General features: G+C 67.9%; 29 protein-coding genes, 2 tRNA genes, 1 other RNA gene and 2 pseudogenes. 12 read left to right on the forward strand and 22 right to left on the reverse strand.

What is annotated here, in order from left to right; all coding sequences use genetic code 11:
- Positions 1-147 precede the first annotated feature (147 nt).
- Positions 148-220 (reverse strand) — tRNA-Val (locus QE412_RS03565).
- A gap of 90 nt (positions 221-310) precedes the next feature.
- On the opposite strand from QE412_RS03565, the gene QE412_RS03570 reads away from it, so the two are divergent.
- The 3 genes from QE412_RS03570 to rnpB all read left to right on the forward strand — a co-directional run bounded on the left by QE412_RS03570 (position 311) and on the right by rnpB (position 3,160).
- Positions 311-1,039: a zinc ribbon domain-containing protein gene (locus QE412_RS03570; RefSeq protein ID WP_307480233.1), complete on the forward strand. Its 729-nt coding sequence runs from the start codon at positions 311-313 to the stop codon at positions 1,037-1,039.
- A 15-nt stretch (positions 1,040-1,054) separates the two neighbouring features.
- Positions 1,055-2,761, forward strand: a complete 1,707-nt coding sequence (locus QE412_RS03575; protein ID WP_307480236.1) for a bifunctional 3'-5' exonuclease/DNA polymerase — start codon at positions 1,055-1,057, stop codon at positions 2,759-2,761.
- 31 nt (positions 2,762-2,792) lie between these two features.
- Positions 2,793-3,160: RNase P RNA component class A (gene rnpB / locus QE412_RS03580), an RNA gene on the forward strand.
- Between the two features lie 64 nt (positions 3,161-3,224).
- Here the strand turns inward: rnpB and QE412_RS03585 are convergent.
- Both QE412_RS03585 and QE412_RS03590 read right to left on the reverse strand, forming a co-directional pair.
- On the reverse strand, positions 3,225-3,470 hold the full coding sequence (locus QE412_RS03585; RefSeq protein ID WP_307480237.1) for a hypothetical protein: 246 nt from the start codon (positions 3,468-3,470) through the stop codon (positions 3,225-3,227).
- A gap of 81 nt (positions 3,471-3,551) precedes the next feature.
- A complete protein-coding gene (locus QE412_RS03590; protein ID WP_307480239.1) occupies positions 3,552-3,962 on the reverse strand; it encodes a DUF732 domain-containing protein in 411 nt (136 codons plus the stop codon).
- A 379-nt stretch (positions 3,963-4,341) separates the two neighbouring features.
- Here QE412_RS03590 and QE412_RS03595 point away from each other — a divergent pair, with 379 nt between their 5' ends.
- Both QE412_RS03595 and QE412_RS03600 read left to right on the forward strand, forming a co-directional pair.
- Positions 4,342-4,977 carry a hypothetical protein gene (locus QE412_RS03595; protein WP_307480242.1) on the forward strand — a complete coding sequence of 212 codons (636 nt, stop codon included), beginning with the start codon at positions 4,342-4,344 and terminating at the stop codon, positions 4,975-4,977.
- Positions 4,881-5,468, forward strand: a pseudogene (locus QE412_RS03600) (transposase); the annotation flags it as partial. The gene QE412_RS03595 and the pseudogene QE412_RS03600, both read left to right, overlap by 97 nt.
- A 453-nt stretch (positions 5,469-5,921) precedes the next feature.
- Here the strand turns inward: QE412_RS03600 and QE412_RS03605 are convergent.
- Both QE412_RS03605 and ppgK read right to left on the reverse strand, forming a co-directional pair.
- Complete coding sequence (locus QE412_RS03605; protein ID WP_307480245.1) at positions 5,922-6,284, reverse strand: hypothetical protein; 363 nt, start codon at positions 6,282-6,284, stop codon at positions 5,922-5,924.
- 376 nt (positions 6,285-6,660) lie between these two features.
- Positions 6,661-7,446 (reverse strand): polyphosphate--glucose phosphotransferase, encoded by a 786-nt coding sequence (gene ppgK, locus QE412_RS03610; RefSeq protein WP_307480248.1) that lies wholly within the window; start codon positions 7,444-7,446, stop codon positions 6,661-6,663.
- A gap of 98 nt (positions 7,447-7,544) precedes the next feature.
- Between ppgK and QE412_RS03615 the strand changes: the two genes are divergently transcribed.
- Genes QE412_RS03615 through QE412_RS03625 form a run of 3 tightly spaced genes read left to right on the forward strand, consistent with a single transcriptional unit; the run spans position 7,545 to position 12,122 of the window.
- Entirely contained in the window at positions 7,545-7,754 is a 210-nt protein-coding gene (locus QE412_RS03615; protein ID WP_307480251.1) for an SPOR domain-containing protein, read from the forward strand.
- Between the two features lie 26 nt (positions 7,755-7,780).
- Positions 7,781-9,121, forward strand: coding sequence for a type I glutamate--ammonia ligase (gene glnA, locus QE412_RS03620; protein ID WP_307480254.1), 1,341 nt, complete (start codon positions 7,781-7,783; stop codon positions 9,119-9,121).
- Between the two features lie 10 nt (positions 9,122-9,131).
- Complete coding sequence (locus QE412_RS03625) at positions 9,132-12,122, forward strand: bifunctional [glutamine synthetase] adenylyltransferase/[glutamine synthetase]-adenylyl-L-tyrosine phosphorylase (RefSeq protein WP_307480257.1); 2,991 nt, start codon at positions 9,132-9,134, stop codon at positions 12,120-12,122.
- Between the two features lie 49 nt (positions 12,123-12,171).
- On the opposite strand, the gene QE412_RS03630 is transcribed toward QE412_RS03625, so the two are convergent.
- A complete protein-coding gene (locus tag QE412_RS03630) occupies positions 12,172-13,863 on the reverse strand; it encodes a long-chain-fatty-acid--CoA ligase (RefSeq protein WP_307480261.1) in 1,692 nt (563 codons plus the stop codon).
- Between the two features lie 153 nt (positions 13,864-14,016).
- Between QE412_RS03630 and QE412_RS03635 the strand changes: the two genes are divergently transcribed.
- On the forward strand, positions 14,017-14,859 hold the full coding sequence (locus QE412_RS03635) for a GNAT family N-acetyltransferase (RefSeq protein ID WP_307480264.1): 843 nt from the start codon (positions 14,017-14,019) through the stop codon (positions 14,857-14,859).
- Between the two features lie 45 nt (positions 14,860-14,904).
- Positions 14,905-15,171, forward strand: a pseudogene (locus QE412_RS03640) (DUF2277 domain-containing protein); the annotation flags it as partial.
- Positions 15,172-16,156: 985 nt separating this feature from the next.
- Here the strand turns inward: QE412_RS03640 and QE412_RS03645 are convergent.
- The 16 genes from QE412_RS03645 to QE412_RS03720 all read right to left on the reverse strand — a co-directional run bounded on the left by QE412_RS03645 (position 16,157) and on the right by QE412_RS03720 (position 24,212).
- Positions 16,157-17,473, reverse strand: coding sequence for a hypothetical protein (locus QE412_RS03645; RefSeq protein WP_307480267.1), 1,317 nt, complete (start codon positions 17,471-17,473; stop codon positions 16,157-16,159).
- Positions 17,474-17,814: 341 nt separating this feature from the next.
- The gene (locus QE412_RS03650; protein ID WP_307480269.1) at positions 17,815-18,141 is read right to left on the reverse strand and encodes a hypothetical protein; all 327 of its coding nucleotides are present in this window, start codon (positions 18,139-18,141) and stop codon (positions 17,815-17,817) included.
- 65 nt (positions 18,142-18,206) lie between these two features.
- Positions 18,207-18,962, reverse strand: a complete 756-nt coding sequence (locus tag QE412_RS03655) for a hypothetical protein (RefSeq protein WP_307480272.1) — start codon at positions 18,960-18,962, stop codon at positions 18,207-18,209.
- Positions 18,959-19,342 (reverse strand): hypothetical protein, encoded by a 384-nt coding sequence (locus tag QE412_RS03660; RefSeq protein WP_307480275.1) that lies wholly within the window; start codon positions 19,340-19,342, stop codon positions 18,959-18,961. The genes QE412_RS03655 and QE412_RS03660 overlap by 4 nt, the downstream gene beginning before the upstream one ends.
- A gap of 67 nt (positions 19,343-19,409) precedes the next feature.
- The gene (locus tag QE412_RS03665; RefSeq protein WP_307480277.1) at positions 19,410-19,727 is read right to left on the reverse strand and encodes a hypothetical protein; all 318 of its coding nucleotides are present in this window, start codon (positions 19,725-19,727) and stop codon (positions 19,410-19,412) included.
- Entirely contained in the window at positions 19,727-20,008 is a 282-nt protein-coding gene (locus QE412_RS03670) for a hypothetical protein (protein ID WP_307480279.1), read from the reverse strand. The genes QE412_RS03665 and QE412_RS03670 overlap by 1 nt, the downstream gene beginning before the upstream one ends.
- Positions 20,005-20,181, reverse strand: a complete 177-nt coding sequence (locus QE412_RS03675; protein ID WP_307480282.1) for a hypothetical protein — start codon at positions 20,179-20,181, stop codon at positions 20,005-20,007. The genes QE412_RS03670 and QE412_RS03675 overlap by 4 nt, the downstream gene beginning before the upstream one ends.
- A gap of 32 nt (positions 20,182-20,213) precedes the next feature.
- Positions 20,214-20,286: transfer RNA gene (locus QE412_RS03680), tRNA-Arg, on the reverse strand.
- Between the two features lie 37 nt (positions 20,287-20,323).
- Positions 20,324-20,707 (reverse strand): hypothetical protein, encoded by a 384-nt coding sequence (locus tag QE412_RS03685; protein WP_307480284.1) that lies wholly within the window; start codon positions 20,705-20,707, stop codon positions 20,324-20,326.
- Complete coding sequence (locus tag QE412_RS03690; RefSeq protein WP_307480286.1) at positions 20,707-21,054, reverse strand: hypothetical protein; 348 nt, start codon at positions 21,052-21,054, stop codon at positions 20,707-20,709. Before QE412_RS03690 ends, QE412_RS03685 begins: the two co-directional genes overlap by 1 nt.
- The gene (locus QE412_RS03695) at positions 21,051-21,821 is read right to left on the reverse strand and encodes a hypothetical protein (protein ID WP_307480289.1); all 771 of its coding nucleotides are present in this window, start codon (positions 21,819-21,821) and stop codon (positions 21,051-21,053) included. The genes QE412_RS03690 and QE412_RS03695 overlap by 4 nt, the downstream gene beginning before the upstream one ends.
- Positions 21,822-21,870: 49 nt before the next feature.
- On the reverse strand, positions 21,871-22,320 hold the full coding sequence (locus tag QE412_RS03700; protein ID WP_307480292.1) for a hypothetical protein: 450 nt from the start codon (positions 22,318-22,320) through the stop codon (positions 21,871-21,873).
- The gene (locus tag QE412_RS03705; RefSeq protein ID WP_307480294.1) at positions 22,317-22,832 is read right to left on the reverse strand and encodes a hypothetical protein; all 516 of its coding nucleotides are present in this window, start codon (positions 22,830-22,832) and stop codon (positions 22,317-22,319) included. Before QE412_RS03705 ends, QE412_RS03700 begins: the two co-directional genes overlap by 4 nt.
- Entirely contained in the window at positions 22,829-23,092 is a 264-nt protein-coding gene (locus QE412_RS03710) for a helix-turn-helix domain-containing protein (RefSeq protein WP_307480297.1), read from the reverse strand. Before QE412_RS03710 ends, QE412_RS03705 begins: the two co-directional genes overlap by 4 nt.
- Before the next feature lie 3 nt (positions 23,093-23,095).
- Positions 23,096-24,037, reverse strand: a complete 942-nt coding sequence (locus QE412_RS03715) for a hypothetical protein (RefSeq protein ID WP_307480299.1) — start codon at positions 24,035-24,037, stop codon at positions 23,096-23,098.
- A gap of 1 nt (position 24,038) precedes the next feature.
- A complete protein-coding gene (locus QE412_RS03720) occupies positions 24,039-24,212 on the reverse strand; it encodes a hypothetical protein (protein WP_307480302.1) in 174 nt (57 codons plus the stop codon).
- Between the two features lie 122 nt (positions 24,213-24,334).
- Here QE412_RS03720 and QE412_RS03725 point away from each other — a divergent pair, with 122 nt between their 5' ends.
- Positions 24,335-25,045 carry a helix-turn-helix domain-containing protein gene (locus QE412_RS03725; protein ID WP_307480304.1) on the forward strand — a complete coding sequence of 237 codons (711 nt, stop codon included), beginning with the start codon at positions 24,335-24,337 and terminating at the stop codon, positions 25,043-25,045.
- Positions 25,020-26,102, forward strand: coding sequence for a tyrosine-type recombinase/integrase (locus QE412_RS03730; protein ID WP_307480307.1), 1,083 nt, complete (start codon positions 25,020-25,022; stop codon positions 26,100-26,102). Before QE412_RS03725 ends, QE412_RS03730 begins: the two co-directional genes overlap by 26 nt.
- Positions 26,103-26,129: the final 27 nt, after the last annotated feature.

A 26,129-nucleotide genomic window follows, 5' to 3' on the forward strand; every position in this document is an offset into this window, starting at 1 on the left:
CGGATGCGCGTCGGTGGCCCCGTGCTCGTGTCGCCGCGCGAGACAGCTCGATGTCGAGATGTCGACGATGGTTCGAGTCGCGCGGAGGGATGCGCCGGGGTCCGCGCCGCTGATGATCTCGCACAGAGTGAGGTCGTGAACGGAGAGTGGGCCCTGCCGGGATCGAACCGACGACATCCACGGTGTAAACGTGGCGCTCTACCAGCTGAGCTAAAGGCCCGGGATGCCACGAGTCTAGCGTCCGTCCCACGTGCGGCCGTGCGGTCATACCGTGCCGCCGATGTCGGAGGCCCGGGGTAGCGTGGAACCCGTGAATGCCGATCCCGCCGACCAGCGCAAACTGCTCGACCTCGCCGACCTCGACGCGCGTATCCGGCGCGATGAGAAGGTCGCGGGCAACCCGCCCCAGGCCGAGCGCGTGCGGGAACTCATCGCGCAGCGGTCCGTGCTGTCGCAAGAGCTGGCGACCCGAGCCAATACGCGTGACGACATCACCGCCGAACTGAAGCGGCTCGAGTCCGACGTCGCCGTCGTCGACGCCCGCATCGCGCGCGACACCGAGCGCCTCGCCGCGTCGTCGAACCCGAAGCAGGCGCAGGGGTTCGAGAGCGAACTGGCCTCGCTCGGCCGCCGCAAGAGCGATCTGGAAGACGCCGAGATCGCGCTCATGGAGCGCCTCGAGGCAGCCGACGCCGCGGTCGCCGAGCAGGAAGCGCGCATCGCCGAGACCAACGCCCTGGGCGCGCAGCTCAGCGCCGAAGCGAAGACCACCGTCGCCGACGCGACGACCCGTCTCGAGGGCGCACGTCGCGATCGCGATGCCATCGCGGCATCCGTCCCCGGCGATCTCCTGGCGCTGTACGAACGGCTCGCCTCCCGCGGCAACGGCGCCGGTCTGCTGCGCGCGGGCGCCTGCGAGGCGTGCCGGATGGTGCTTCCGCCGAGCGACCTTGCCACCGTACGCCGGGCGCAGACCGACGAAGTGGTCTTCTGCCCCGAGTGCGGCGCGATCCTCGTTCGCACCGAAGAATCTCGATGACCCCGTACGGCGTCCGTGGCGTCTGACACGGTCGTCGTCGGGCGCACCACCTCGGGGCGCGCGGCCCTCATCGACCTGGATGCCGACGGCACGGCCCGCGGCATGACCGAGTTCGACGAGTCCGATCTGCCCGCCACCATCGCATCACGTGAGACTGCGGGCGAGGTGCGGTGGGTCTGGGCCGACACCGCCGAGATCTACGGCCGGCTCCTCGCCACCGGCGTCCGCGTGGCCCGCGCGTGGGATCTCCGTCTCGTCCACGCCATCCTGCGCGACGCCGTCGCCGTCTCCGAAGACCACGGCCTGCGTGCCGCCACGGCATGGGATGCCGACACCTCGACCCCCAGCCCCGGTGACACGCTCTTCGACCTGGGGGAGCCGGCATTCGCAGTCCCGCACAGCGCCGACGCCGCGCTTACGGAGTATGCCCGGCAGACCGCGGCGATCGCCTCGTCGCGCACGCCGGGGGCGCTCCGCTTACTGTGCGCCGCGGAATCGGCGGGTGCACTCATCGCCGCCGAACTTCACGTCGCCGGCGTGCCGTGGAGCGTCGAGGCCCACGTCGACCTGCTGGAGCGGGAGCTCGGCCCACGTCACGGGGGTGCCCTGCCCGCGCGCATCGAGCAGACCGCCGCCGTCGTTCGCGCAGCTCTCGGTGACCCGTCGGCCTCGCTCGACTCGCAGCCGCGCCTGCTGCGCTCGCTCCACCGTGCGGGCCTGATGGTGCAGTCGACGAGCAGATGGGAGCTGGCGGAGCACGACCATCCCGCCGTCGCCCCGCTCATCGCCTACAAGAAGCTCATGCGGCTGTACACCGCGAACGGCTGGGCGTGGCTCAACGACTGGGTGCGCGACAACCGGTTCCGCCCGGTGTACGTGCCCGCGGGCGTGGTCACGGGACGCTGGGCGTCATCGGGAGGCGGAGCACTGCAGATCCCCCGCAACCTCCGTACCGCCGTGCGCGCCGACCCGGGATGGACCCTCGTCACGGCCGACGTCGCACAGCTCGAGCCCCGGGTGCTCGCGGCCATGGCGCGGGACACGGCGCTGGCCGAAGCGGCATCCGGTCGAGACCTCTACGCCGGTATCGTCGAGCGCGGAGCCGTCGGCACTCGTGCCGAAGCCAAGCTCGCGATGCTGGGGGCGATGTACGGGGCCACGACGGGCGAGAGCGGGCGGCTGCTTCCCCGCCTTCGCCGCACCTTCCCGCGGGCCATGCGGCTCGTCGACGACGCCGCCCGCACCGGCGAGGACGGCGGCGTGGTGCACACCTGGCTCGGTCGTACGTCGCCCGCGGCGGGAGAGTCGTGGCGCGCGCTCCAATCCCTCGCGAGCGACGCCGCGGCATCCGGTGTTGACGAGACCCGCGCCCGGCGCTCCGCCCGCGACCGAGGCCGCTTCACGCGCAACTTCGTCGTGCAGGGCACGGCGGCCGAGTGGGCCCTCGCGTGGCTGGCCGACCTGCGCGCGCGCCTCTCCGCCTTCCCGGAGGTGGATGCCGCCCGCGCGGCGCCCGCCTCGGGTCCGGTGTTCGCACGAGCACCGCACCTGGCGTTCTTCCTCCACGACGAGATCGTCGTGCACACCCCCGTCGAGCACGCGGAGGCCGTGGCGACCGCGGTGCGGGAGTCGGCGGCATCCGCAGGTCGTCTGCTCTTCGGGACGTTCCCGATCGACTTTCCCCTCGATCTGCGGATAGGGGATACCGCCGAGAAGGGCTGAGGGGCCGCCCCGGTAGACTGGAGCGTGCGAATGGGTCGGCTGGACGGTCGCGTCACGGGTTCGCTCGTGCCGAGGAACGTCCGGGCTCCACAGGGCAGGACGGTGGGTAACGCCCACCCGGAGCAATCCGCGAGACAGTGCCACAGAGAGCAGACCGCCTCGGCCCCTCGGGGTGCGGGGTAAGGGTGAAAGGGTGGTGTAAGAGACCACCGGGGTCGTGGTGACACGACCCGCACGGTAAACCTCGTCCGGAGCAAGGCCAGACAGGGGATGACGACGCGGCTCGCCGAGTCCCCGGGTAGGCCGCTGGAGCGGCACGGCAACGTGTCGCCGAGAGAGATGACCGTCCACGGGGCTCACGCCCCCGGACAGAACCCGGCGTACAGGCCGGCCCATTCGCCTCACACGTCTCGCGGACTATGCCCGAGCGCACCCGTCAGAGAGCTCCGCGCCGCCCCGCGCCTCACGGGCACAAGTACAGGTGCGCCGCGCGCGAGAGCGCGTCGATGTCGCCACGGTCGGAGACGATGACCTCTCCGATGCTGATGGTGGTCCGCGTCGCGCCGTCGAGGGGCCAGCAGATGTCGAGTCCGGTGCGAACGAGGGCGTCATCGTTCGCCTTCGCGATCGCGCCGTCGGCCACGGCGGCGCCGCGTAGCGAGACGAGGTAGTCGCCGGTGTGTACCGCGACGCCGGGGCTGAGTGTCAACTCCGGCGCGGATGCGGCACATCCTGTCAGAGCCAGGACGACGATCCCCGAACCTCCCGCGACGAGGCGCCGCCCGGGGGGTCACCGGCAGAGCGAGAGCGTCGCGGCTTCGACGATGGCGATGGCGTCGGCACCGCCGGCGGTCAGCGTCGTTCCCGCGAGCTTGACCTGCACCTTCTCCTCATCGACGCCCTGGGTGAGCTGATCGCACACGGCTTTGCCCGCCGCGAGCAGATCCGCGTCGGAGGCGGAGTGGACGGGGCCGGACGAGGTGGCGTCGGCCCGCGCGTCGGAGAGGTACGTGGTCTCGTCAACGGGCGCATCCGTGGGGTCTCCGCCGACGATGATCGTCGAGTTCCCGTTGGTGAAGGTACCCGTCTGACCGGGAGTGATCGTGATGGATTCGTGCTTCGTCTCCGCGGTGACTCCGGTGCAGCCGGAGAGGGTCAGCAGGGCGAGAACGGACGCGGTCAGGGTGAGAGTGCGCTTCATGCGCCTCACCCTAACCAAACGGCGAGTAACCTGAGTGCCCCCTGAGTATTACTACTCAACCGGCCGAGAATGTGCGCGCGGCGTCAGCGACGACGACGGCATCCCTCTCACGTGACGGCGGGCAGCGCCTTCGGCACCGGAAGGCGGTAACGGCTCGACAGCGCCGTCACCCCGCTGACCAAGACACCCTCTCCGCTCAGATCAGGTGTCCGCAGAAGCGGCACCAGTTCCCCCCGGGTGTGAAAGACGCGCCATTCGCCGTGGATTGGCTTCTCGTATCTGGCAGCGTTTTCGTACTGTCCGTCCGAATACCACCGATCCGAGGGGGAAATCAGTGAAGAGAACGTCCCTAAGTGTTGTCGCCGCTATCGGGGCCGTCATGCTGGCCATTCCCACGACAGGCGCCGCCACCGGAGACACCAGCAACGTCGTCGACGAACCGCCTGTCAATCACTTTGATGCTGCGCCGACCAGGAGCCCCGATGAGCGCGCGCTCACCGCTCCCCCCGTCACAAGCGAGATGGTCGAGATGACCACGAAGATCGACAGCCTCTACGAGGGTGATCCGCGCTACAGCGCGGTCGAGTTCACCAAGGATCGCTCGCTGACGATCGTTTGGTGGCACGGTGAAGTACCCGCTGAGTTGGAGAGCATCGTCGCGTCGGCAGAGGTTCCCATCGAGGTGCGCCAGACGGCGTACCTTCCTGGCGACCTTCGCGACGCCGTGCAAACGGTCTTGGCAAGTGACCAAGCAGCAGCGGCCGGCGTTCTGGGAGGCGGACGGGCTGCGGACGGCAGCGGGATAGAGCTCACCCTGGCGCCTTCCGGTTCCGATCGCGCGAGCAACACCGTGGAGGACCGCCTCGAGAGTGTGTCCGAGTTTCCTGTGGCGATCATCCACGAGGACATCACTCCGCTGACCCCCCGGAGGTCTTCGGGCCGTGGCAAACGGTATGGACCTGGCATCAGTGGATGGCAACTGACGGCACGTGGGAAAAGGCGCACGCCAAGCTGACCGCGGCGGCGGACGCGGCAGGACTGGTCGACTGGTCCTTGTCGGTGGACTCCACGATTGCTCGCGCTCGTCGACGGCAACGGACTGCCTCTCGTGACGCTGATCAGCGCCGGGCAGGCCGGTGACTCACCCATGTTCCTGCCGCTGATGGCGCAGCTGCGTGTCGGCCGCGATGACGGGCGACCGCGGACGCGGTGCGCGGCGACAAGGCCTATTCGTCTCGCGCCATCCTCGGGCACCTCCGCGCCCGCGGCATCAAGGCTGTGATCCCGGAGCCGGACGACCAGAAGGGGCACCGGAAACAACGAGGATCACGCGGAGGCCGGCCCGTTGATCTGGACGTATTGGACGACAAGCATCGGAACGTCATCGGGCGCCGCTACTGCCACATCAAGCAGTGGCGAGGGCTGGCCACCCGCTACGACAAGCACGCCGTGATCTACCGCGCTGCGGTGGTCCTCAATGCCGTCATCGCCGGGAGTCGGATCGTCTTCGGCCAGGCCGTCCCACTTGACCAGCAGCCCCTGGAAAAACACCGAACCGTCGGTGCGCTCGACCGAGAACACGTTGTCAGCGATCCAGCCCCACGGGGTTTCGTTTCCCCCGCCCGCCATCGCAACCGACCCACTGCCGACCAGGAGAACGGAAGCCGCAGCGCTTGCACCCCACACGCGCAGCCGTCGGCCGCTACGTGCGCGTGCCTCTCGGAGGATTCGCGCGCGGTGATCCGAGAGTCCCTCGACGCTCGCTAGGCGGGGTGCGGCATCTCGAATCCGCGTGTCCAGGTCGAGATCGTTCATGAGTGTCGCCTTCCTGAAAGAAGTTTCACTCAGTACATGGCCGCAGGACCCCGAACTGTCCACCTGGCTTACGAGACGCAGAATCTCACCAGAGCGCCGGTCGGAGAGCGCAGCCGCGTTCCTCGACTGGCTCTCTGCGCGGTGTCACGCCCAGGCGGGAATCCACGCAACCGCCACGAAAGCAACGAGACCGGTCGAAAGCACCAGCGCAACTCCCGCTCCCACCGCCCAGGGCCCCCGGCGAAAGAGCGTGACGGACGCGGCAACCGCGACAGCAGACGTCATCCCCAGTACGACCGTCGACACGACGGCCGCATCGAGCCGATCGCTGACGAAGCAGTTGCGTGGCCCAGGGTAGGTGAGGACGCATACATCCGGGCCCGTCGGCACGGCAACGGACCAGATCAGCACAACAGCCGCGACCGCACAAAGAGCCATGATCGACGTCCCCACGATCAGGATCGGCGCGGCTCGACCTGCCGTCAGATTCCCATCGCGAACGCCCATACGCTGATCGTAGGAGTGCATCCACTCGCCCGGCGTGCGTGGAGACAGAAGGGGGCGTCGCATTGAGTACACGTCGACTCCGCGCCGAATACCTATCGACACTCCTGTCGCCCCCCCCCGCCTCAGGAGGGTCGCCGCGTGTCCGGGTGAAGGGATGCGTGTCTCGTGCAGCCCCGGGGTGAATTTCGTAGTTATGTTCTACGATCGACCACGGCCGGAGATCCCGCGCGAGGGCAGCCACTGGGCACCGGTGATGTGGCGCAACGCCGTCAGCGTGCGCCGAATCGACGAAGCCGCCTGATCGTCCGCCAGCCGCTCAGCGCCATCGCGCCGCGCCGACGCCGTGGCATCCGTGGTCGGGAGGCGCCGACCGGGCTTACTTCACCGCAGGGAGCGCCTCGGGCACGGGAACCGCGAGCGACGCCGCCCCGATGATGCCCGCGTTGTTGCGGTGCTTGGCCGGCACGATGGGCGCCCGCAGCTTCAACAGTGGCAGGAACTGCTCGGAGTGCTTCGACACTCCGCCGCCGACGACGATCAGATCGGGGCTGAAGAGGAACTCGACGTAGTCGTAGTACCACTGCAGACGCTTCGCCCACTTCTCCCACGACAGTTCGTCGCGCTCCATCGCGGAGTAGGCGGCGAAGTACTCGGCATCCTTCTTATGGCCCGCGCGCTGCAGATGACCCAGCTCGCTGTTGGGAACGAGCACACCGTCGTACATCATGGCCGAGCCGATGCCGGTGCCGAGGGTGGTGAGAATGACCAGCCCGTTCACGTCTTTCGCGGCCCCGTAGCGCACCTCGGCAATGCCGGCTACGTCGGCGTCGTTGGCGAAATGGATGCCGCGCGACAGGCCGTCTTCGAAGAACTTCTCCGCCTCGAAGCCGATCCACGACGACGACACGTTCGCGGCCGACAGCGTCTTGCCGCTCTTCACGATGGCGGGAAACGCCACGCCGAGCGGAAGATCCGCGGGCGCCTCGAGGGTTTCGAGTACCTGATGCACCGCGGCCAGCACATCGGCGGGCTCGGCTCCGGCGGGGGTCGCGACCTTCACCCGGTCGCTGATGAGCTCTCCGGCATCCAGATCGACGATTCCCGCTTTGATGCCGGTTCCACCGATGTCCACTCCGACCGCACGCGATGCATTCGTTGCCATACCCTCCAGCCTAGCCAGCCGCGCGGTCGGGATCAGTAGGATCGGAGGGTGCACCGGCGGTTCCGCGCCGAGACGCGAGACCCATCGAAGGAGCCATCGTGAGCGACGAGAGCAACAAGTACTGGTACAACCTCGAGACCAAGCAGGTCGAGCAGGGCTTCGCCTCTCCGATGGTCGATCGCGCAGGCCCCTTCGACACCGCCGAAGAAGCGGCCCGCGCCCCCGAGCTCCTGCGTCAGCGCTCCGAGCAGTGGAACGAAGACGACGCCCGCGACGCGAACTGGGGCTCCGACGGCGCCACCGCCTGACGGCCGCACCGAAACGAGGAATGACGATGGACAAGCAGCGCGATTTCGTCCTGCGGACGATCGAGGAACGGGGCGTGAAGTTCGTCCGCCTCTGGTTCACCGATGTGGTGGGAACGCTGAAGTCGGTGGCGATCGCCCCGGCCGAGGTCGAGGGCGCTTTCACCGAGGGCCTCGGCTTCGACGGTTCGGCGATCGAGGGGCTCACGCGCTCCTACGAATCCGATCTGCTCGCACACCCCGATCCGACGACGTTCCAGATCCTGCCCTGGCGCGGAGAGATCGACCCGACCGCGCGCATGTTCTGCGACATCACGACGCCCGACGGCCAGCCCGCGGTCGCCGACCCCCGGCATGTGCTCAAGCGCACGCTCGCCAAGGCCGCTGACGCGGGGTTCACGTTCTACACGCATCCCGAGATCGAGTTCTACCTGCTGAAGTCGTCGCAGCTGGGCTCGGACGGGCGCCCGCAGCCGGTCGACTCCGCGGGATACTTCGACAACGTCCCCGGCGGCACGGCACACGACTTCCGTCGTCGCTCCGTCCGGATGCTCGAGGACCTCGGCATCTCGGTCGAGTTCAGCCACCACGAGGGCGGACCGGGACAGAACGAGATCGACCTGCGCTACGCCGACGCGCTGACCACGGCCGACAACATCATGACGTTCCGCACCGTCGTCAAAGAGGTGGCGATCGAGCAGGGCGTGTACGCGACGTTCATGCCCAAGCCCATCAGCGGTCAGCCGGGCAGCGGCATGCACACGCACCTCTCGCTCTTCGAGGGCGACATGAACGCCTTCTACGAGGAGGGCGGGCAGTACCAGCTGTCGAAGGTCGGCCGTCACTTCATCGCGGGTCTGCTGCGCCACGCCAGCGAGATCTCGGCCGTGACCAACCAGTTCGTCAACTCCTACAAGCGTCTGTGGGGCGGCGACGAGGCACCGAGCTTCATCTGCTGGGGGCACAACAACCGTTCCGCCCTCGTGCGCGTCCCGCTGTACAAGCCGAACAAGGGCCAGTCGACGCGCGTGGAATACCGTGCACTGGACTCGGCGGCCAACCCGTACCTCTCGTACGCCCTGATGCTGGCCGCCGGTCTGAAGGGCATCGAAGAGGAGTACGAGCTTCCCGCCGAGGCCGAAGACAACGTGTGGTCCCTGACCGACTCCGAGCGGCGTGCGCTCGGGTACGCTCCGCTCCCCGCGAGCCTCGACCAGGCCCTCGAGCACCTCGAGGAGTCCGAGCTCGTCGCCGAGACGCTGGGCGAGCAGGTGTTCAAGTACGTGCTGCTCAACAAGCGCCGCGAGTGGCAGCAGTATCGAGCCCAGGTCACGCCCTTCGAGCTCGAGAGCAACCTCGAAGCCCTCTGACGGGCGCGCCATGACCTCGGGCGACCGCACTTCCGCGCTCACCGCCCTCGCCCGCACCGGCTTCTCGCGGCTCGCCGAAGCAGACACGCTACTCGGCGAGCTCGCCGATGTCGTCGGTGTGGACCGAGCGGATGCCATGCAGCTCGCGCAGCGTGTCGCCGACCCCGACCGCGCACTCCTGGCGATCCTGCAGGTCGCCCGGCGCGATGCCGACGCCGTGCGCCGCAACGCCGCCGACCCCGGCTCCTGGCGTGCCCTGTGGGACATCGTCGGCGCCTCCGACGGCTTCGCCGAGTTCTACCTGCGTCATCCCGCCGAGCTCGCGCACCTGTCGGGCGCCGGGCTCACCGTTCCCGACGAGCAGACCATGCGCGCCGAGCTGCTGGCATCCGTGGGCGACGTCGACGGGTTCGCGTCGGATGCATCGGATGCCGCCTGGGTGGCGCTCCGCGTGCGCTACCGCCGTCTGCTCGCCCGCATCGCCGCCTACGATCTCGGCCAGGACGATCCGGCGGCCGCGATCCCGGTCGTCTCGGCGGCGCTGGCAGATCTCGCCGGGGCCGCGCTGGAGGCATCGCTCAGCGTCGCCCGCGCCCGTGTGACGGGCTCCGCTCCGGCCTCCTTCCCGCGCGCTCAGGTGGAGGCCACGCGGTTCGCCATCATCGCCATGGGAAAGACGGGGGCGCGCGAGCTCAACTACGTCAGCGACGTGGACGTGATCTTCGTCGGCGGCTCGGCCGATGACGAAGTGGTCTCCGAGGCACGGGCCATCGACATCGGCACCCGCCTGGCGGTGCAGACCATGCGGGGCATCTCCGGCCCCGAGATCGAGCCTCCGCTGTGGGAGGTCGACCCGAACCTGCGACCCGAGGGAAAGCAGGGTGCGCTGGTGCGCAGCCTCGCCTCGCATGAGCAGTACTACGCCCGCTGGGCGAAGAGTTGGGAGTTCCAAGCGCTGCTGAAGGCCCGCACGATCGCCGGCGACCCGGTCCTGGGTGCGGAGTACGTCCATGCCGTCCAGCCTCTGGTGTGGCACAGTGCCGCGCGCGAGAACTTCGTCGAGGGCGTGCAGAGCATGCGCGAACGCGTCACCGACCACATTCCCGCGGGAGAGGTCACCCGTCAGCTGAAGCTCGGGCCGGGTGGAATCCGCGATGTGGAGTTCACCGTGCAGCTGCTGCAGCTCGTGCACGGCCTCACCGACGAGCGGATTCGTCAACGCGGCACCCTCGACGCATTGGACGCGCTGGTCGCGGAGGGATACATCGGCCGCTCCGAGGCGGAAGCGTTCGGGCGCGACTATCGGCTGCTCCGCCTGCTCGAGCACCGGCTCCAACTGCGGGGCCTGCGTCGCACCGCGCTTCTTCCCGAGAAGGACGACGATCTGCGGGTCCTCGCGCGCGCCACGCGCCTGGCCGACACGGCATCCGGCATCCAGGCCGTGTGGGAGGGCATCAAGCGCGAGGTCCGCGACATCCACGTGCGGCTGTTCTACCGGCCCCTGCTCTCGGCTGTCGCGGCGCTGCCCGAGGGCGAGCGCACGCTGTCGACCGAGCAGGCCCGCGATCGCCTCGCCGCGATCGGCTTCCGCGACCCCGCCGGGGCGCTCCGCCACATCGGCGCACTCACGAGCGGTCTGAGCCGGAAGGCGACGATCCAGCGGCACCTCATGCCGATCATGATCCGCTGGTTCGCCGATGGCGTCGACCCCGACTACGGGCTGCTCGTCTTCCGGCGCATCAGCGAGCGGCTCGGCAACACCCCCTGGTTCCTGCGCATGCTGCGTGACTCGGCGGGTGCTGCCGAAAGGCTCACCCACGTGCTGTCGTGCTCGCGCTACATCGGCGAGCTGATGGAGTGGATCCCCGAATCCGTCGCCTGGCTCGACGACGACGCCCTGCTGCGCCCGCGGAGCGGAAAGGCCCTGCAAGAGGAGGCGCGGGCGATCCAGACCCGGTGGGACAACATCGACGACGCGATGCGCTCGGTGCGGGCGCTGCGTCGACGGGAGATGCTCCGGGTGGCTATGGCCGCCGTGCTCGGAACCGTGTCGCTCGAGGAATTGTCGGACGCGCTGACGACCATCACCGAGGTCACCATCCAGGCGACCCTGCGGGCGGTGCGGCGCGTAGTCGTGCCTCCCGAAGACGACGACCTCGACTTCGCCGTCATCGCGATGGGGCGTTTCGGCGGGCGCGAAATCGGTTTCGGCTCCGACGCTGACGTGATGTACGTCTATCGCGCCAACGGCGTCGACCAGCACCGGGCCAGCCAACTGGCTCTCAAGCTCGTCGCCGGTCTGCGCGAGCAGTCGGAGGATCACCGTCTGCCCCTCGACCTCGACGCGGAGCTGCGACCAGAGGGACGGAGTGGCCCGCTCGCCCGCTCGATCGAGGCGTACGCCGAGTACTACCGGCGTTGGTCGCTGTCGTGGGAGGCGCAGGCACTGCTTCGCGCCCGCGGCGTCGCCGGGAGCGTCAAGCTCATCACGGCGTTCCTCGAGCTCGCGGATGAGGTGCGTTACCCGTCGGCGGCCGATCAGAACGGTCTGCGCGAGATCCGCCGCATCAAGGCGCGGGTCGAGAACGAGCGTCTTCCGCAGGGGGCCGACCCCGCACGCCATCTGAAGCTCGGCCCGGGGTCGTTGAGCGATGTCGAGTGGCTCGTGCAGATCATCCAGCTGCAGCATGCGCGCTCCGTACCGGCGCTGCGCACGACGTCGACGCTTGGAGCCTTGAGCGCGGCCGTGGAGGCCGGTCTCGTTCCGGCCGACGCAGCGGACAAGCTCGCGGCATCCTGGCACCTCGCCAGCCGTCTTCGGTCGGCCAACACCCTGCTTTCCGGCCAGACGAGCGATGTCCTCCCCGCGGACCGTGCTCGTCTCGATGGCATCGGACGCATCCTCGAGTACCCGCCACGCTCCGCGACACGCGTCGAGGAAGACTACCTGGGCGCGACCCGCCGAGCGCGACGCGTCTTCGAGAAGCTCTTCTACGGTTGAGCCGGTCGGGGAAGGATGCCACGGGCCCGGGGCGTGGCATCCCTCCGTGTCAGGACATGAGGCGCTCGCGCACCTCGCGACGCAGGACCTTGCCGATCAGGGAGCGTGGCAGGTCGTCGACGATGATCACCCGGCGCGGGACCTTGTACGCCGCCAGGCGTGTCCTGCAGAAGTCGCGGACCGCGTCTGCCGGGAGGTCGACGCCGTCGCGCACCACGATCGCCGCGGCCACGTCCTCGCCACCCCGGGGCTTGGGAAGCGCGACGACGGCGGCGGCCTCGATGTCCGGATGCGCGACGAGGACGTCTTCGACCTCGCTGGGCGACACGTTGAAGCCACCCGTGATGATGATCTCCTTCAGGCGATCGACGATCGTGACGAATCCGTCGGGGGAGACCGAGGCGATGTCTCCCGTACGCAGCCAGCCGCCGTCGAGCAGCGTCTCCGCGGTGTCCGCCGGGCGGTTCCAGTACCCCTGGAACACTTGGGGGCCGCGCAGCAGCAGTTCACCCGTCTCCCCGAGGGGGACGTCGTTCTGCGGGGCGGCGGGATCGACGACACGGATCTCCGTGCTGGGGAAGGGCACTCCGACGGTGCCCGGGCGACGCGAGGGACCGATGGGGTTGCCCAGGGCGACGGGGGAGGACTCGGTCATCCCGTACCCCTCGACGAGCAGGCCGCCGGTCGCGGCCTCCCAGCGGTCGACCGTCGCGACCGGGAGGCTCATCGCCCCGGAGATCGCGAACCTCACCGTCGAGAGATCGATGGAACCGCGGGCCGCGGCGCGCGCGAGCTGGTCGTAGATCGGCGGAACGGCCGGGAGGAAGGTCGGCGGGCTCTTCCGGATCGCGGATGCCACGAGCTCGAGGTCGTACTTCGGGAACAGCACAAGCCGGGCACCGATACTCATCGCGAACGTCAGACACAGGGTCAGCCCGTACGCGTGGAACAGGGGGAGGACTCCGTAGAACGTCTCTTTCCCGTCTCGAAGCCCTGGGACCCAGGCGCGACCCTGCATGGCGTTCGCGCGCAGGTTGGCGTGGGTCAGTACTGCCCCTTTCGGGCTTCCGGTCGTGCCGCTCGTGTACTGCAGCAGAGCGATGTCGTCGAGCCGCGGGCCCGCGTGCTTGCGGGAGAGCGCGCCGTGGCCGAGCAGCGTCTCCCAGGGGCGCGCTCGCTTCGACCTCGGCGCGGCGGTCAACTGGGCGCGGGCCTCGCGGGCCTTGCGGACGGGAAGCCGGAGCGCGAGGCGCTTTGCTCGCGGCATGGCCGTGGTGATGTCGACGGAGATGACGTGTTCGAGCGCCAGGTCGGAAGGGAACTCGGCGACGACGTCGGCGATCTTGTCCCACACGATGGCGAAGCGGGCGCCGTGGTCCTCGAACTGGTGCCGCAGCTCGCGGGGCGTATAGAGAGGGTTGTGCTCGATGACGATCGCACCGAGCCGCAGGGCGGCGTAGAACGCCACCACGTGCTGGGGACAGTTCGGGAGGACGAGGGCGACCCGATCGCCCGCGCGGACGCCGAGTCGGCGCAGGCCCTCGGCCGCGCGGTCGATCAGGCGTCCCAACTCGCGGTACTCGGTCACCCTGCCGAAGAACTCGAGCGCGGGTCTCTTGCCGTATCGCGAGACGCTCGCGGCCATCATCTCGGGCAACGTCTGCGTCGGCTCATCGATCTCGGACGGCACGCCGTCCGCATAGGAGCTCAACCAGGGACGCGAAGAGTAGGGCAGGGACATGGCATCCATCCTCTCGTCCCGCGCCGACATCATCGTGGCGCGGCACCTGTGGGGATGCGGGGAGCCTGCGACCGCGCCCCGGCTGAGCGCGCGGACGAGGGAGCGGATCAGCCGGGGGCGTACGCCGAAGGCTCGGCATGGTTCGATGGGCCCATGCAGTTCCGACCCCTGACCGAGGACGATGTCCTCTCGTCTCCGCCCTGGTGGCACGACCGCCGTCTCGCGCCCGACCGCTGGCGGGACGACGAGACCAGGTCGGCTGTCGCGGTCGACCGCGGCGAGATCGTCGCCGCCGGCGCGATCTGGCTGTCCCGCGTGCACGATGGTCGTTTCTGGGTCGACATCGTCGTGCATCCCGAGATGCGACGACGGGGGATAGGCACAGCCGTTCTGCGTCACCTCGCGACGTTGCGCTCCCGCGACGTCCCGTTCGCCGCTCGTGGCTACGTCGACGACGAGGCACTGCTCTTCGCTGACGCGCGAGGAGCCGTGACCACGCAGATCGTCCCGCCCGCGCGGGTCGACCTGTCCGCCCGGACGTTCTTGCGCTCGCACGCGCAGGTTCAGCCTCTCGCGGGTATCGAGAGAAGCCGGGTCGAAGCCGCGAATGCGGCGATGTACCGCTGGACGCACGAGACCTGGAGTCCGGTCCGCGTCGGCTTCGAGGCCGCCCTCAACGAGGACCTGTGGGACGTTCTCGACGTGGAGGCCTCCGCCGCCGCCGTGGACGACCAGGGCCGGATCTCGGCTGTCGCCCTCACCTACCGCGACAGCGATCCGCCCCTGATCGTCGCCGAGACGACGCGGCGCCATCAGGCTGCAGGAGAGCGCCTGGTGGAGGGATGCATCCGTCGCGCTCTGGCGATCCTCGCCCACCGAGGGGTGACGACGGTCGATTTCGACGGTCACGTCAGCGACCCGCACTTCCTGCCCGCGCTCGCTCGACTCCAGCCGACCGGGCGATGGTTCCGACTGGTCGAGATCCCGACACCGTGATCGCGGCCCCTCGCGGCAAGGCCGCCACGGGCCTGACCTGTCGCCATGTGCCGCAAAATCGTCCCGCTCCATAATTTCGCACCTCCGGCGACGGATGCCGAGTGCCATGACGCCGCGCTGCAGTTCGTCCGCAAGATCGTGGGGACGACGAAACCCTCACGGACCAGCCAGGACGTCTTCGACCGCGCGGTGGCCGAGATCGCGGCATCCGTTCGTCATCTCCTCGACGACCTGGTGACGAACGCCCCGCCGAAGATCCGCGAGGAGGAGGCGGCGAGGCGACAGGCGCGGTCAGCGGAACGCTACGAGGCGATCCGGGTGTTCCAGGAGCAGAAGCGGGCGCGGCGCACGAGCCGAGTGCCTTCGCCCGGACAGCCGCTAGCCCTCGGCGTACCGCTCGAACAGGGGAGTGGCATCCGGGCTCTCCAGATCCGGATACCGGTGTCTTCCGCAACCGCGCGGAGCGGGCCGTGCAGCTGTTCGAGGAGGGCCGCGGCGTCGCCGGGCTCGCACGTGGACGTCGCACGGAGTTCGAGGACATCGATCGTGCCGTCCGCCGCACTGCCCGGCATCATGTCGACGTCCAGACGCGACACCTTCGCCGCCGGCTTGCCGGCAACGATCACGATGTTGTCGATTCCCTCCCCGTACGTGAGGGAGGGAATCGACCTGCCACCCGTTCTCCACCATCCACGCGCGCAGATCCGCCATGCGCTGGGCGCCCCGACCGTCGAAGGAGAAGCCCTCCGGAAGCTTCCGGCGCAGAAAGAACTCATAGCCGTCGGCACAGGCCTCTGGGATGTCGCCATACTCTCCAACGCGCCACTCGCCGGCGTAGAGCTGCTTCTGCACGTCGGCCACCGCGCTCTTGAAGGCGAGGTTCGCGGCCCGTGCTTCGTCGAAATCCGCTTCGGGCGCCTGTGAGCCCCCGCATCCGGTCACGAGCGTCGCCGTGATAACCGCACCCGCGCCCACGACGGTCCACCTGCCGCGTCGATGTCCGATCATGCGCGCCCCCTCGAGCTCCTCCAATCACCCAGCCAATCACACGCCGCCCTTTCGCCCGGGCGAATTTCCGCGGCCCGCGAAAACGTCGACGCCCGCCCCCGCGAAACGGCGGGGACGGGCGTCGACGTGGATGATCGGGCGATCAGACCCCGAAGTACAGCTCGAACGAAATGAGGGTGTCCGTGACCTGTAGGGAGTTGTTGGCTACAGCGTAATTCCGCGGTTCAATGCGGGTCGGTTTATGGCACGTATTGGCTCGTGGTGAAGGTTCCGCGGACTTTTCGCGGACTCAGGACGCCCGTCGTGCAATGCGCCCCTTCCCGAAGTTGAGGCCTTCCTTCTGCCCCCACTTCGAGACGGTGGAGGCGGTGACGCCGAGCTCCGCGGCCATGGCGCGGGTGGAGTAGCCGGCGTCGTACAGTTCGCAGGCGCGGGCGGTGTCGAAGGTGGATGCCGCGCGGTCGCGGGTGAGACCGGATCTTGTGCGCCAGGCGTTCACGGTGCCGACGGCGACGCCGAGCGTGGCCGCAATCTCGGCGGGGGTGCTGCCTCCGTCGTGCAGCTCGCGCGCGCGGGCCTGGTCGAACTTTGACCGGCCGGCGAACGTCAGGCCCTCACCCTTGGCCCAAAGCGACACCTGTTCGCGGTGCACGCCGAGCTCGGCGGCGATCGCCGTCGCCGTCGCCCCGGTGTCGAAGAGAGCGCGTGCCCGGTCCGTGTCGAGATCCAGTGTGTTGCGGTTGCGGCGTCCCATCATCTCGGTGTTGACGGCATCGACCGCGGAGGCGTGGAAGTAGGACGTGACGACACCTTTCGGGCCGCGGGAGGTCGCTGAGGGCGTCAGGAACCCCTTCTCGACCCATTTCCGCACACCCCGCTCGCCGAGGCCGACGCGCTCCGCGGCTTGTGCGAGCGTCAGCAGCGGGTTGAACCATTCCCGGACGGGTCCGAGGACCTCTTCGTCGTCATAACGCGCGTACGAGCCTGCTGGAGCGTTCGGGAGGGCGCCCGCGCCGGGGTGTACGAACCGGTGCCGGTTCTCGAGCCCCCACCGGCGCATCGCGTCCCTCACAGACCACCGCTCGCGCACCCCGTCTTCGTCTTCGGGATGGTCGTCGAGCACGAGGGGTCCGAGCCACCCCATGGCGACGTGGTCGTTCTGCAGCTGCTCGAGGCCGGCGGAGAAGTACCGGGTTGCTTCCTCGAGCGCGTGGATGGCGTCGGTGACGTCGTCGCGGCCGGTGGCCTGTGGGCCGGGGGTGGAGCGGGTAGTGACGACGCTGTCCCAGTTCCAGCGGGACTGCCCGCCGTCAGTCATGGTGCGGAGGCGGGTGAGTAGCTCGGGCGCGTCGCTCAGGAGCTTGTTCGCGCGCCCCCAACACTGATCGCACACGAGGGACCGGTCGCGGCAGACGCTCGGCGCGCAGCCCCTGCAGGGCGGGGTGTAGGTCTCGCCGACGTCCTCGGCGTGAGCGCGCCGGGCGAGTTCGTCAGGCTCGAGGTTCTCGCAGACGGCCCAGTGCTGCCGAGCGCATCCCCGGATGCAGTTCCTGGCTCCGGTGTCATCGATGCCGAAGACGGTACCCACCTCAGACAGTAAAGACATACCCGGTATTAAATACCCTGGATCGCTTTGCATGGGCAGGACGCGCCGCTGCTCGCTTTCCACGTGGCAACCGTCACTTTCCAGCGCGCGCAGCTTGACGGGGCGGGGGACAACCAGCGGAAAGACGCCCGAGCCGCCGGGCTGCGCCTCTCCGCTGGCAAGTCGAGGGTGCACAGGTGGAAAGTGTCCTGGTGGAAAAACCCGGGGAGAGATAGGCCGAATGCCGAGGGAGTGCCTGGGCGGTGGGGGGAGGGGTGGGGTGCCCCTGGTCGGCTGCGACCATCCCGGTAGAACGACGAAGGCCCCCAGTGATGGGGGCCTTCGGTTGTGCTGCGCGCTTGTCACACATGGGCATTGAGGATGAGTTGCTGTAGTAGTTCGTGGGTGGACGCGAACCCGACTCCGACGAAGGTGCAGTCGTCGAAGGTTGCATCTTTGGCGTCTATGGCGCCCATCACTTCGGTGCGTCCGGCTTCGAGAGTCCAGAGGATGCTTTCGACACTCCCGCCGACGTTGGTGGTTCCGCCGAAGATGACGTTGCCGTGCAGTAGTAGCACCGCGGGCCCGAGGAAGGTGACGTTGCGGGCGTGCATACCTTCCAGTGAGAATCCGCCGGGTGGCAGCAGGTCGACGATGCGGACGGTGGTGTTGCTGATTTCGAGTCCCATGAGGGGGCGCCTTTCGGTTGGTGTCGGGGACGGTAGTAGTCGGGTCCGACATTGGTGGGGTGTTTTCAGGCAGTGAGGCCGGCTGCTTCGGCGGAGATCTTCACGACCTCGTTGGTGTTGGTGAGCCCGAGGAGTTTGATGCCGTCGAGTGAGTCGACTTCGCGGATGCCGAGCATGCTCACTGCGTCTGGTGACACCTGGACGGCTTTGGAGCCTGCGAGGAGGGTCGCGAGTGCGTCGCCTACGGTGACGGCGCTGGTGCCGTTGCGGAGGCCGATCGCGCTGGGGTTGGAGTACAGCTTGGACCCGTTGGAGAACAGCGCGGCGCCGCCGTCTGTCGATGGGTCGAGGGTCATTGATGTGCCGATGTGCGCGACTCCTGTGGCGCCGTCGATGACGATCTGGTTGGCGCCGACGCCGACGATGATCTTGTTGCCTTCGAGTCGCACGTTGCCCATGGTGAGGGTGCCGGCTCCGCCGTCGAGGATGATGCCGACAGGGCCTTGCCCGATCATGATGCGGCCGCCACCGATGGGGCTGATGAGGACACCGCCGACGCGGATGACGCCGCCGCCGAGAACTTCCCAGTCACCCGCAATAGAGCCGGGGCCCGTCCAGTCGAAGGTGCCTTCGCCTTTCAGGAGTGCCCCGCCCTCGAGCAGCAGGATCGCGCGGATGAGACGGAGTCGTCCGTCCGAGATCGACGCGTTCTCAAGAAACGACCCTGACTCAAGCTTGCGCAGCCGGTAGAAGATGTCTTTGATCCACCCGACGACATCGTTCAGATTTTGGCTCATTGGTTTCCTTTCGAGATTGGTCACCAGATGGGTGAGCAGATGACGACGCGGTGGGTCGTCGTGGTGGTGGCGAGCTTGGCTCGCGCTTCGGCGAGAGTGAGGTTGCCTTTGTACTGGTTGCACTTGCGGTGCATGAGGTGGCAGTTCTCCCGGTCGTACGGGGACCCTCCGCGCGAGCGAGGAATGTCCTCGTCCACCTCACCCCGCATCGGGTGAGGGACGCATCCCGTGCAGTCGCGGGTGGGACACTTGCTACCGTGCTGGCCGTGCTGGACGGTGATTGTCGGGTTGACGGGTTTGTCGCACAGGGCGCAGGTGCTCTCTTCGGCTCGTACGCGCTTGACCAGGGCGCGTCTGCGGGCGCCGTTGGCGTTGGTGGTGGTGTAGGTGCCGCGTTCGGTCACGGTGTCCCTTCTGGTAGTGCCGGTGCCCTCGGTGGCAGTGGTCCGAGGGCACCGGCGGTCGGTGGCGTCAGGGGGTCTCGTGCTGAGCCTCGGCGAGCTGCTGCTCGTACATGCCGAGCCTCATGCGGAGGCCGCTATCCACGGCCTTCTCGAAGCGCTGGCGTTCGTCGGGACGGTCGGAGTCGCGCAGGGCGATGAGGCGGTCCATCTCGGGGTCGCGTTTCACTGCCTCGTCGCCGGCCCATCCGTCGAACTGTGCGCGGGTGGCGTCGTCGATGGGTTTGCCGGGGTCGACCCGGGTGAGCTTGTCGGGGGTGGCGTGCCACGCCTTGGTGGTGCTGTCGTACCAGCCCTTCGCGGGGCTGTAGTCGCCGTGGTTCGGCATCAGATGCGGTTCCTCTCGATGTGGTCCCACTCGGTCTTTCCGAGGTGGTCGGGCTGGCTCGCGCCGGCGGGCTCGAGCGTGGTTTCCCAGGCGGCGCCCTGCTGCTGTTCGGCGTACGGGCCGGTGGTCTCCGGCGGGGGGACGATGTCGCCGGCGGCGGTGCGCACCTCGTGGGCGCTGCAGTCGACGCAGTGCGTCGCGATCACGCCCTGCTCGGGGTGTTCGGTGATGTCGAGGCGGTCGGAGGGGCATCCGTCCGCGTGGGTGAGGGTGGTGCTCATTCGGTGTCCTTCAGGTCGTGGACGGGGATCCCGTCCTGGTTGGTGGCCTCGACGTCGACCAAGACGACTCGGCCGTCCGCTGTCGGCTGACGCCGGAGGCCCTTGGGCTGCAGCGTTAGATCGAGGTTGGGGTAATCGCCGTCAGGTCCGGGATCGAGAGCGTCAATCGCCATGCGGTGTCCTTTCGTGTGGTCTGGGTGTCGCGTCCCCTCGGCAGGATTCGAACCTGCGCGGCGCCGGGTAGAAACCGGGTGCTCTGTCCGCTGAGCTACGAGGGGGAGCGACATCGCGCTGGGAACGTGATGTCGTGGCGGGTCAGGGCGTGTAGGCCCTCCCCGCCCAGAAGCCTGCCGGTGGCCGCGCCAGGCGGGCGTAGGCGTCGCACTGCGCGCGGATGCGGCACACCGTGAGGCACGTGGTCTGCATTTCGAGCCGATCGGCCGCGGGGAGTGCCTCGGTGACGTAGCGGAGGTCGGTGTCGCACGGTGGCTCCCAGACCGCCATCGCGCGGCCGAGCTGCTCGTATTGCTCGATCGCGGTCGTGTGGCGGTCGTAGTCGTCGGCCGCGGACCGGTCAGCCATGGCTTGCTCGAGCTCGGCGCGGATCATGACCATGCCGGGCTGGCCGGGGACGGCGACCAGCTCGAGCTCTTCGCCGGTCGTGACGTCGGTGACGCGGGTGGGGGTCTCGGTGGTCATCAGTAGCAGCCGTTCTCGCAGCGGTCGTCTCGGTCGCCGGCGGGGTGGTGGTCGCGGCAGGATCCGAGCTCGTCGCTCAGACTGTGCCGGTGCGGGCGGCACTGCTCGCGAGTCCGGACGTCGGCGTACAGGCGGTCGCGACGGGCATGCTCAGCGGCGGTGCGCAGGTGCGCCGGGGTGGGTCGTCGCGAGTCGGTCCGGTAGTGCGTGTTCAGCCCCTCGACGGCGTCTGCGTAGTCCAGGTCGCTGAGCAGCGGTTCCCAGGCCTCAAGGGTGAGCACGTCAACATCGCGGCCGTCGACGACCGCCATGCGGGTGAGCAGCATCGTCAGCTCTTCGGTCTTCAACCTTCCAGCCCCTTCGGTCGGAGGGTCGTCACCGGCGCCAGGCCGCCGCGCGAGGCGATGAGCTGCTGACCGGCGCGCGCGATTGCGGTTGCCCGGTCGGTGGGCGTGGGTCGGCCAGTGCCGCGGGGTCCGTCGAGCGCGTCGTCCCACCCGTCGCGGTTGAGCCACGTCGCCGGGTGCGGGATGAACTCGGTGGAGGGGCGGTGTGGGTTGTCGCGGTAGTCGATCGCGGCTGCGGTGATGGTCTCGGCCGTGGCGCGCTTGAGCGCCTTGGCCCAGGCCTTGCGTGCGTTCGGCTTGGCGACCTTGCGCGGCCATGCGGCCCAGAACTCGTCGAACGGGTCGATGCCGTCGATGGTGTTCAGATCACCAGCAGGGGGTTTGGGGGTGTACTGAGTGTTCATCTGAATGTTCCTCTGAATGTTCTCTTCTGCTACCGCTGTCGACTGGGTAGGCGCCGGTCGAGAGCGGGTTAGGTCGCCGCTGTCAGCCAAGTAGGTTGAGGGCCTAGTAGGTTCACGGCCTACTTGGCTGACAGCGGTGTAGGTGGGGTCCACGACGATGAGATCCGAGGTGCGATAGCCACCCGCGCCGGTCCGTCGATGGCGCTCGATGATGCCCATCCGCTCGAGCGTGGAGAGCCCCTTCTGCACGAAGTCCTGCGACGCGCTGACCATGGCGGCGATGGTCTGCTGGCTGACGAAGGTCTTGTGCGTGGCGTCCAGCGTGCGATGACAGACGGCGACGAGCACGACCTTCTCGCGCATGGCGAGATGGTCTTGCGCGTACGCCCATTCCGCATCTTTGAAACCCATGTCAGACGTCGCGCTCCCGGAGCTCGTCGTCGACGGAGGGGAGGCGGCGCAGCACGACACCCTTGGCTGCGTCGACCTGATCGGCGAGGTTGGTCAGTGCTCGTGCGACCGATCGCGCGGATGTGGTGCTCATGGAGTGGGTGACCATGTTGCGGGCATCCATCAGCACGATCGGGTCGGGGCATCCGGGCTCGCCCTTGTCGAGGGTGACCATGTTGGCCACGTACTCGGGGTTCTCCCGCTCGGCATCTTCGCGGTCCCAGGCGTCAGCGAGTGACAGAAGACGGACAGCGATGGCGCGCGCCGTGCCGCGGTCGAGGCTTGGGTCGTCGAGCCGGTCGACGTAGATGCCGGCGAACACTCCCGTGTTGGGGTCCATGGCGCGGTGGATGTATTCCTCCGCGGTTTCCTGGTCGAACGGGTCCAGGTTGGGGATGGTGATGGTCTTCAAGAGTCGGCCTGCTTTCGTGTCGTGTCGATGCGCTTGGCGCGCAGTCCGCGGGTGTCGACGATGTACTCGTCTTCGTCGCGGTCGGTGATGTGAGCGAGCACCCGATCGGTGGCGGCGACGGTGATCATGTAGACAAAGCGGGGTCGGTCGCCGTAGCGCTTGTTGATCTCAAGGAACCGTTCAGCGGTTGCCAGGGAGCCCGTCCAGGCAAGTCGGTGTGCGTACTGGGGTTCGGACGCCCGGTAAAGCGTGAGTGGCGCCTGTGGGCGCTCGGCGGGCTTGCAGTCCTCCGTGTACCCCGCCGCCTGAAAAAGCTCGATCCACGTCAACTGGGTGAGCGCCCGGAAGGGTTGCTTTGCCGACGACCACACGTAGGGCACTGCTGCCGAGAGCTCGGCACCCGTCAGACGACCGGAGTAAAACCAGTCGAACAGGAGCGCCGGACCCTCGTGCGACCCGGTCCGGGTGGCGGCGCGGAGGAACGGCGACATGTTGTCAAAGTCGACGCTCAACTCGTCGCCGCCTCGGGTGCCAGGGCGCCGGTCATCACGTCGAGGACGTCGATGTCGTACACGCGGCTGAACGCGCTCAGCATCCCCAGGGTGATGTCTCGTTGGCCGTTCTCGATGCGCGAGACGGTTGATCGCGAGAGCTGCAATCCCTCGGTTGCCACGCGCTGAGTGGCCACGGTCTGCGTCATGCGGAGAGCGAGGCGAGCGCCGCGCAGTGTGCACCCGATCGTGCAGGTGTATTCCGTCTGCCTCTTCGCCACGGATCAGCCCTCCGTCATCTGGAGCAGGGCACCCGTGGGGATACCGGCGTCGGTCGCCGTTTTGTTGAGGGCGCTGACGGTGATGGTCTCACCCAGCAGTGCGGCGGCGGCTACGAGATCCGTCCCGATCTGAGCGATCTCGTCGAGAGCGAAGGCGTTGTGGTCTTCGGTCGGCACTGTGACGCGCACAACGGGCTTTCCTTCGAAACGGAACGTGTCACCGTCGACGAAAACGCTCTGCTCGATCATGACCGTGCCCACCGTGCGTTCGAAGACGATCATGTCCACCGCGGCCCGGTTGCCCTGTCCGCAGACGTCAACCCATGTCAGATCCGGGTCGGCCCAGTCCGGCCGGACCTTGCTGACCGCCTCGGAATGACCGCTCAACCACTGCTCCTGCAGCTCCTTATGCGCAGACGCCAGATCCATCAGCGCTGACGTGACCTCCCACGCGAGGTAGTTCGCGGTCCCGTCCTCGTTGGGCTCGCCATCCATCAACCACAGCCCTCCGGCGACGAAAAGGTAACCCTCGTTGACGAGATAGCAATTCGGAAAGGCCCGGCCGAACCTGCGGTAGTCGAAGTCGCCCATCTGTTCCGGCCACCATCCTGCAGGGGTGCCGGCACCGTCGGTGAACATCTGTTGTCCCGTCGCGAGGTCGTACGCGCGGATGACGTAGAAGTTATCGAGGTCATCGGGCCGCTGGACGCGAACACAGTCCCGGTCCACCCAGAGGGCATCACCCTCGGGAAGCATGGCCGGCACCGGATCGGCTGCGCGGATGTCGAAGTCCCCGGCCGCGTAGAACAAGTGACGCAGGCTCTCGTGGATGTCAGTGGTCTGGGGTACGGTATTCATGACTGATCCCTCTGCTAGCTGGTTGGTGGTTCGGTTTTCGCCCTCTGTCCCGGTTGCACCCGGGGAGAGGGCTTTCTTCTTGTTCACTTCAGACGCCCGTCAAGAAGTCGGCGATGTCTTCGGCCGTGCTGACGCGGCGACCGCCGACCAAGCGGGATCTCAGCGCCTTGGTGGACCAGAGCCAACGCACTGCTGCCTCCGTGCGCCTGATCTCCGTCGCCACTTCCGTGCAGAAGTAGACCTTGGGGATTGTGGTTGTCATAGCTCCTCCGTGGTGTGTCTTTTTGACACGTTCGAGGTGCCTGGCGTGCCACCTCGATCCGTTGCCGTGACCGTATCACGGACGTGGCGAGAAAATCCACCACGGCCCCTTAGGGTGTCGTTATGGCACACCTCGGCGAGACCGTGAACGCGCGAATCAAGCAGTTCCGCCTCATGAACGGCATCAACATGCAGGAGCTGGCGGAGAGAGCGGGTATCAGTCGGGCCGTCGTCGTCAACATCGAACGCAATCGGAAGACGGATCTCACGTTCTCGGAGCTCGTCGCGATCGCAGATGCCCTGGGTGTACCTCTCGTGGCGCTCGTCTACGAGGTAGAAAAGCCAAGAAAGGCAATCCAGGTGGGCCGCCACGAGATGGACGTGTTCAACGCCGTGCGCACCCTCGTCGGAGAGGGCGAAACGATCTGGGACATCCACGACACACCCTCGACCGACTACGTTGCGGAGGTCTTGGATGCCACTGCCAAATTAGACGAGGCTCAGACGCGGCTTTTCTCTCTCGCATCTAATCTTTTCTTCTCGGTGCTACGTGGGACTGGCATCGAAGAGATGGTCTCCGTGCTGCTGAGCAACTCGTACACGCACAAGTCTCCTGAAGTTCAGACGCTCCTGAATGAAACCCTCGCGGAGCACGACCGAGCGAGTTATGCACTCTTTCTGATCGAGCAGATCGGTACCGAGACGCAGCGGTGGAAAGAGGCCGCATCGGCGCTTCGCGCCCTCGGCGGCGAGCCAGGCACCTTCTTGGACGCGCAGCACGTGTGGCAGAACACGGAAATTCTCGACGATGGCATCGATCAAGCAACGCCCTGACGGCGTGTGGCGCGCACGCTACGTCGGGCCGGACGGCAAGGAGTACGCGAAGCACGCGAAGCTGAAGCGCGACGCGCAGGCGTGGCTGGATGACGCCACCGCAGCTATGCAGGCGGGGACATGGGTGGACCCCCGCACGTCGAAGATGACCGTGGGGGAGTGGCTCGACACGTGGGAGGCCGGCTACGCCGGAAACCGCCCCGGGACGGTCAAGTCTGCAGCCACGCACCTCAAGCTCATCCGCGCGAAGTTCGGGACTCGGCAGCTGCGCAGCATCCGGTCATCGGACGTGAAGACGTGGATGGCCGAGCTCGCCGAAAAGTACGCGCGATCGTACGTCTACGCGATCCACCGGCGCCTGGCGCAGGTGTTCACGGATGCCGTCCACGATGGCGTGGTGGCGCGATCTCCGGTCTCGAGGCGTACGAGCCCTCCGGCAGCGTCTCAGCGGCCCTACGTGGCCACCACGGCGCAGGTGTGGGCCCTCTACGACGCCCTCCCACGCGCGTACCGCAACATGCTGCTGCTCGGAGCGTTCGCGGGGCTCCGACCCGGCGAGATCGCAGCGCTGAAACGGTCCGACGTCGACTGGGCTGCGCCGTCGATCGAGGTACGCGCGCAGCACGACGGCGCCGAGCTCAAGACAGAAGCATCGGCCGGGGTCGTGCCAATCCCAGGGGACCTGGCGACTATGCTCAAGGCTGACGCGGGGGAGAGCTATATCGTTCCCGGCGTCTTCGGCCGCGGCGTCACGGCATGGCACCTGAACGACGTGTGGGCGACGACGCGCGCCACGATTGAGGGTCTTCCGGAGGGGTTCCGGATCCAGGATCTCCGTCACTACTTCGCGAGTCTGCTCATCGCTGCCGGCCTCGATATCAAGGTCGTACAGACACGGATGCGGCACGCCTCCCCGGTCATCACGCTTCGCACCTACGCACACCTGTGGCCGGACACGGATGACACGTCGCGCGCGGCCGTGGCGAGCGTTTTGAGCGCGCGAAAGAGCCCCCCGGGTGCGGACCCGGAGGGCTCTTCGTTAGCTTCTGCGGACTGAACGCGGACTAGAGACCGTGAATGCCCC

It is taken from the genome of Microbacterium trichothecenolyticum (assembly GCF_030818955.1).
GTDB lineage: Bacteria > Actinomycetota > Actinomycetes > Actinomycetales > Microbacteriaceae > Microbacterium > Microbacterium trichothecenolyticum_B.

Excerpts from the sequence above, each read along its gene's own strand:
- glnA (WP_307480254.1), top strand. The coding sequence starts at position 7,781 with ATGGACAAGCAGCGCGATTTCGTCCTGCGGACGATCGAGGAACGGGGC.
- QE412_RS03630 (WP_307480261.1), bottom strand. The coding sequence starts at position 13,863 with ATGTCCCTGCCCTACTCTTCGCGTCCCTGGTTGAGCTCCTATGCGGAC.
- QE412_RS03650 (WP_307480269.1), bottom strand. The coding sequence starts at position 18,141 with ATGGGACTCGAAATCAGCAACACCACCGTCCGCATCGTCGACCTGCTG.
- QE412_RS03725 (WP_307480304.1), top strand. The coding sequence starts at position 24,335 with ATGGCACACCTCGGCGAGACCGTGAACGCGCGAATCAAGCAGTTCCGC.
- QE412_RS03645 (WP_307480267.1), bottom strand. The coding sequence starts at position 17,473 with ATGTCTTTACTGTCTGAGGTGGGTACCGTCTTCGGCATCGATGACACC.
- QE412_RS03635 (WP_307480264.1), top strand. The coding sequence starts at position 14,017 with ATGCAGTTCCGACCCCTGACCGAGGACGATGTCCTCTCGTCTCCGCCC.
- QE412_RS03625 (WP_307480257.1), top strand. The coding sequence starts at position 9,132 with ATGACCTCGGGCGACCGCACTTCCGCGCTCACCGCCCTCGCCCGCACC.
- QE412_RS03590 (WP_307480239.1), bottom strand. The coding sequence starts at position 3,962 with ATGAAGCGCACTCTCACCCTGACCGCGTCCGTTCTCGCCCTGCTGACC.
- ppgK (WP_307480248.1), bottom strand. The coding sequence starts at position 7,446 with ATGGCAACGAATGCATCGCGTGCGGTCGGAGTGGACATCGGTGGAACC.
- QE412_RS03675 (WP_307480282.1), bottom strand. The coding sequence starts at position 20,181 with ATGGCGATTGACGCTCTCGATCCCGGACCTGACGGCGATTACCCCAAC.
- QE412_RS03665 (WP_307480277.1), bottom strand. The coding sequence starts at position 19,727 with ATGCCGAACCACGGCGACTACAGCCCCGCGAAGGGCTGGTACGACAGC.
- QE412_RS03605 (WP_307480245.1), bottom strand. The coding sequence starts at position 6,284 with ATGGGCGTTCGCGATGGGAATCTGACGGCAGGTCGAGCCGCGCCGATC.
- QE412_RS03720 (WP_307480302.1), bottom strand. The coding sequence starts at position 24,212 with ATGACAACCACAATCCCCAAGGTCTACTTCTGCACGGAAGTGGCGACG.
- QE412_RS03695 (WP_307480289.1), bottom strand. The coding sequence starts at position 21,821 with ATGCGCGAGAAGGTCGTGCTCGTCGCCGTCTGTCATCGCACGCTGGAC.
- QE412_RS03670 (WP_307480279.1), bottom strand. The coding sequence starts at position 20,008 with ATGAGCACCACCCTCACCCACGCGGACGGATGCCCCTCCGACCGCCTC.
- QE412_RS03595 (WP_307480242.1), top strand. The coding sequence starts at position 4,342 with ATGCTGGCCATTCCCACGACAGGCGCCGCCACCGGAGACACCAGCAAC.
- QE412_RS03730 (WP_307480307.1), top strand. The coding sequence starts at position 25,020 with ATGGCATCGATCAAGCAACGCCCTGACGGCGTGTGGCGCGCACGCTAC.
- QE412_RS03685 (WP_307480284.1), bottom strand. The coding sequence starts at position 20,707 with ATGACCACCGAGACCCCCACCCGCGTCACCGACGTCACGACCGGCGAA.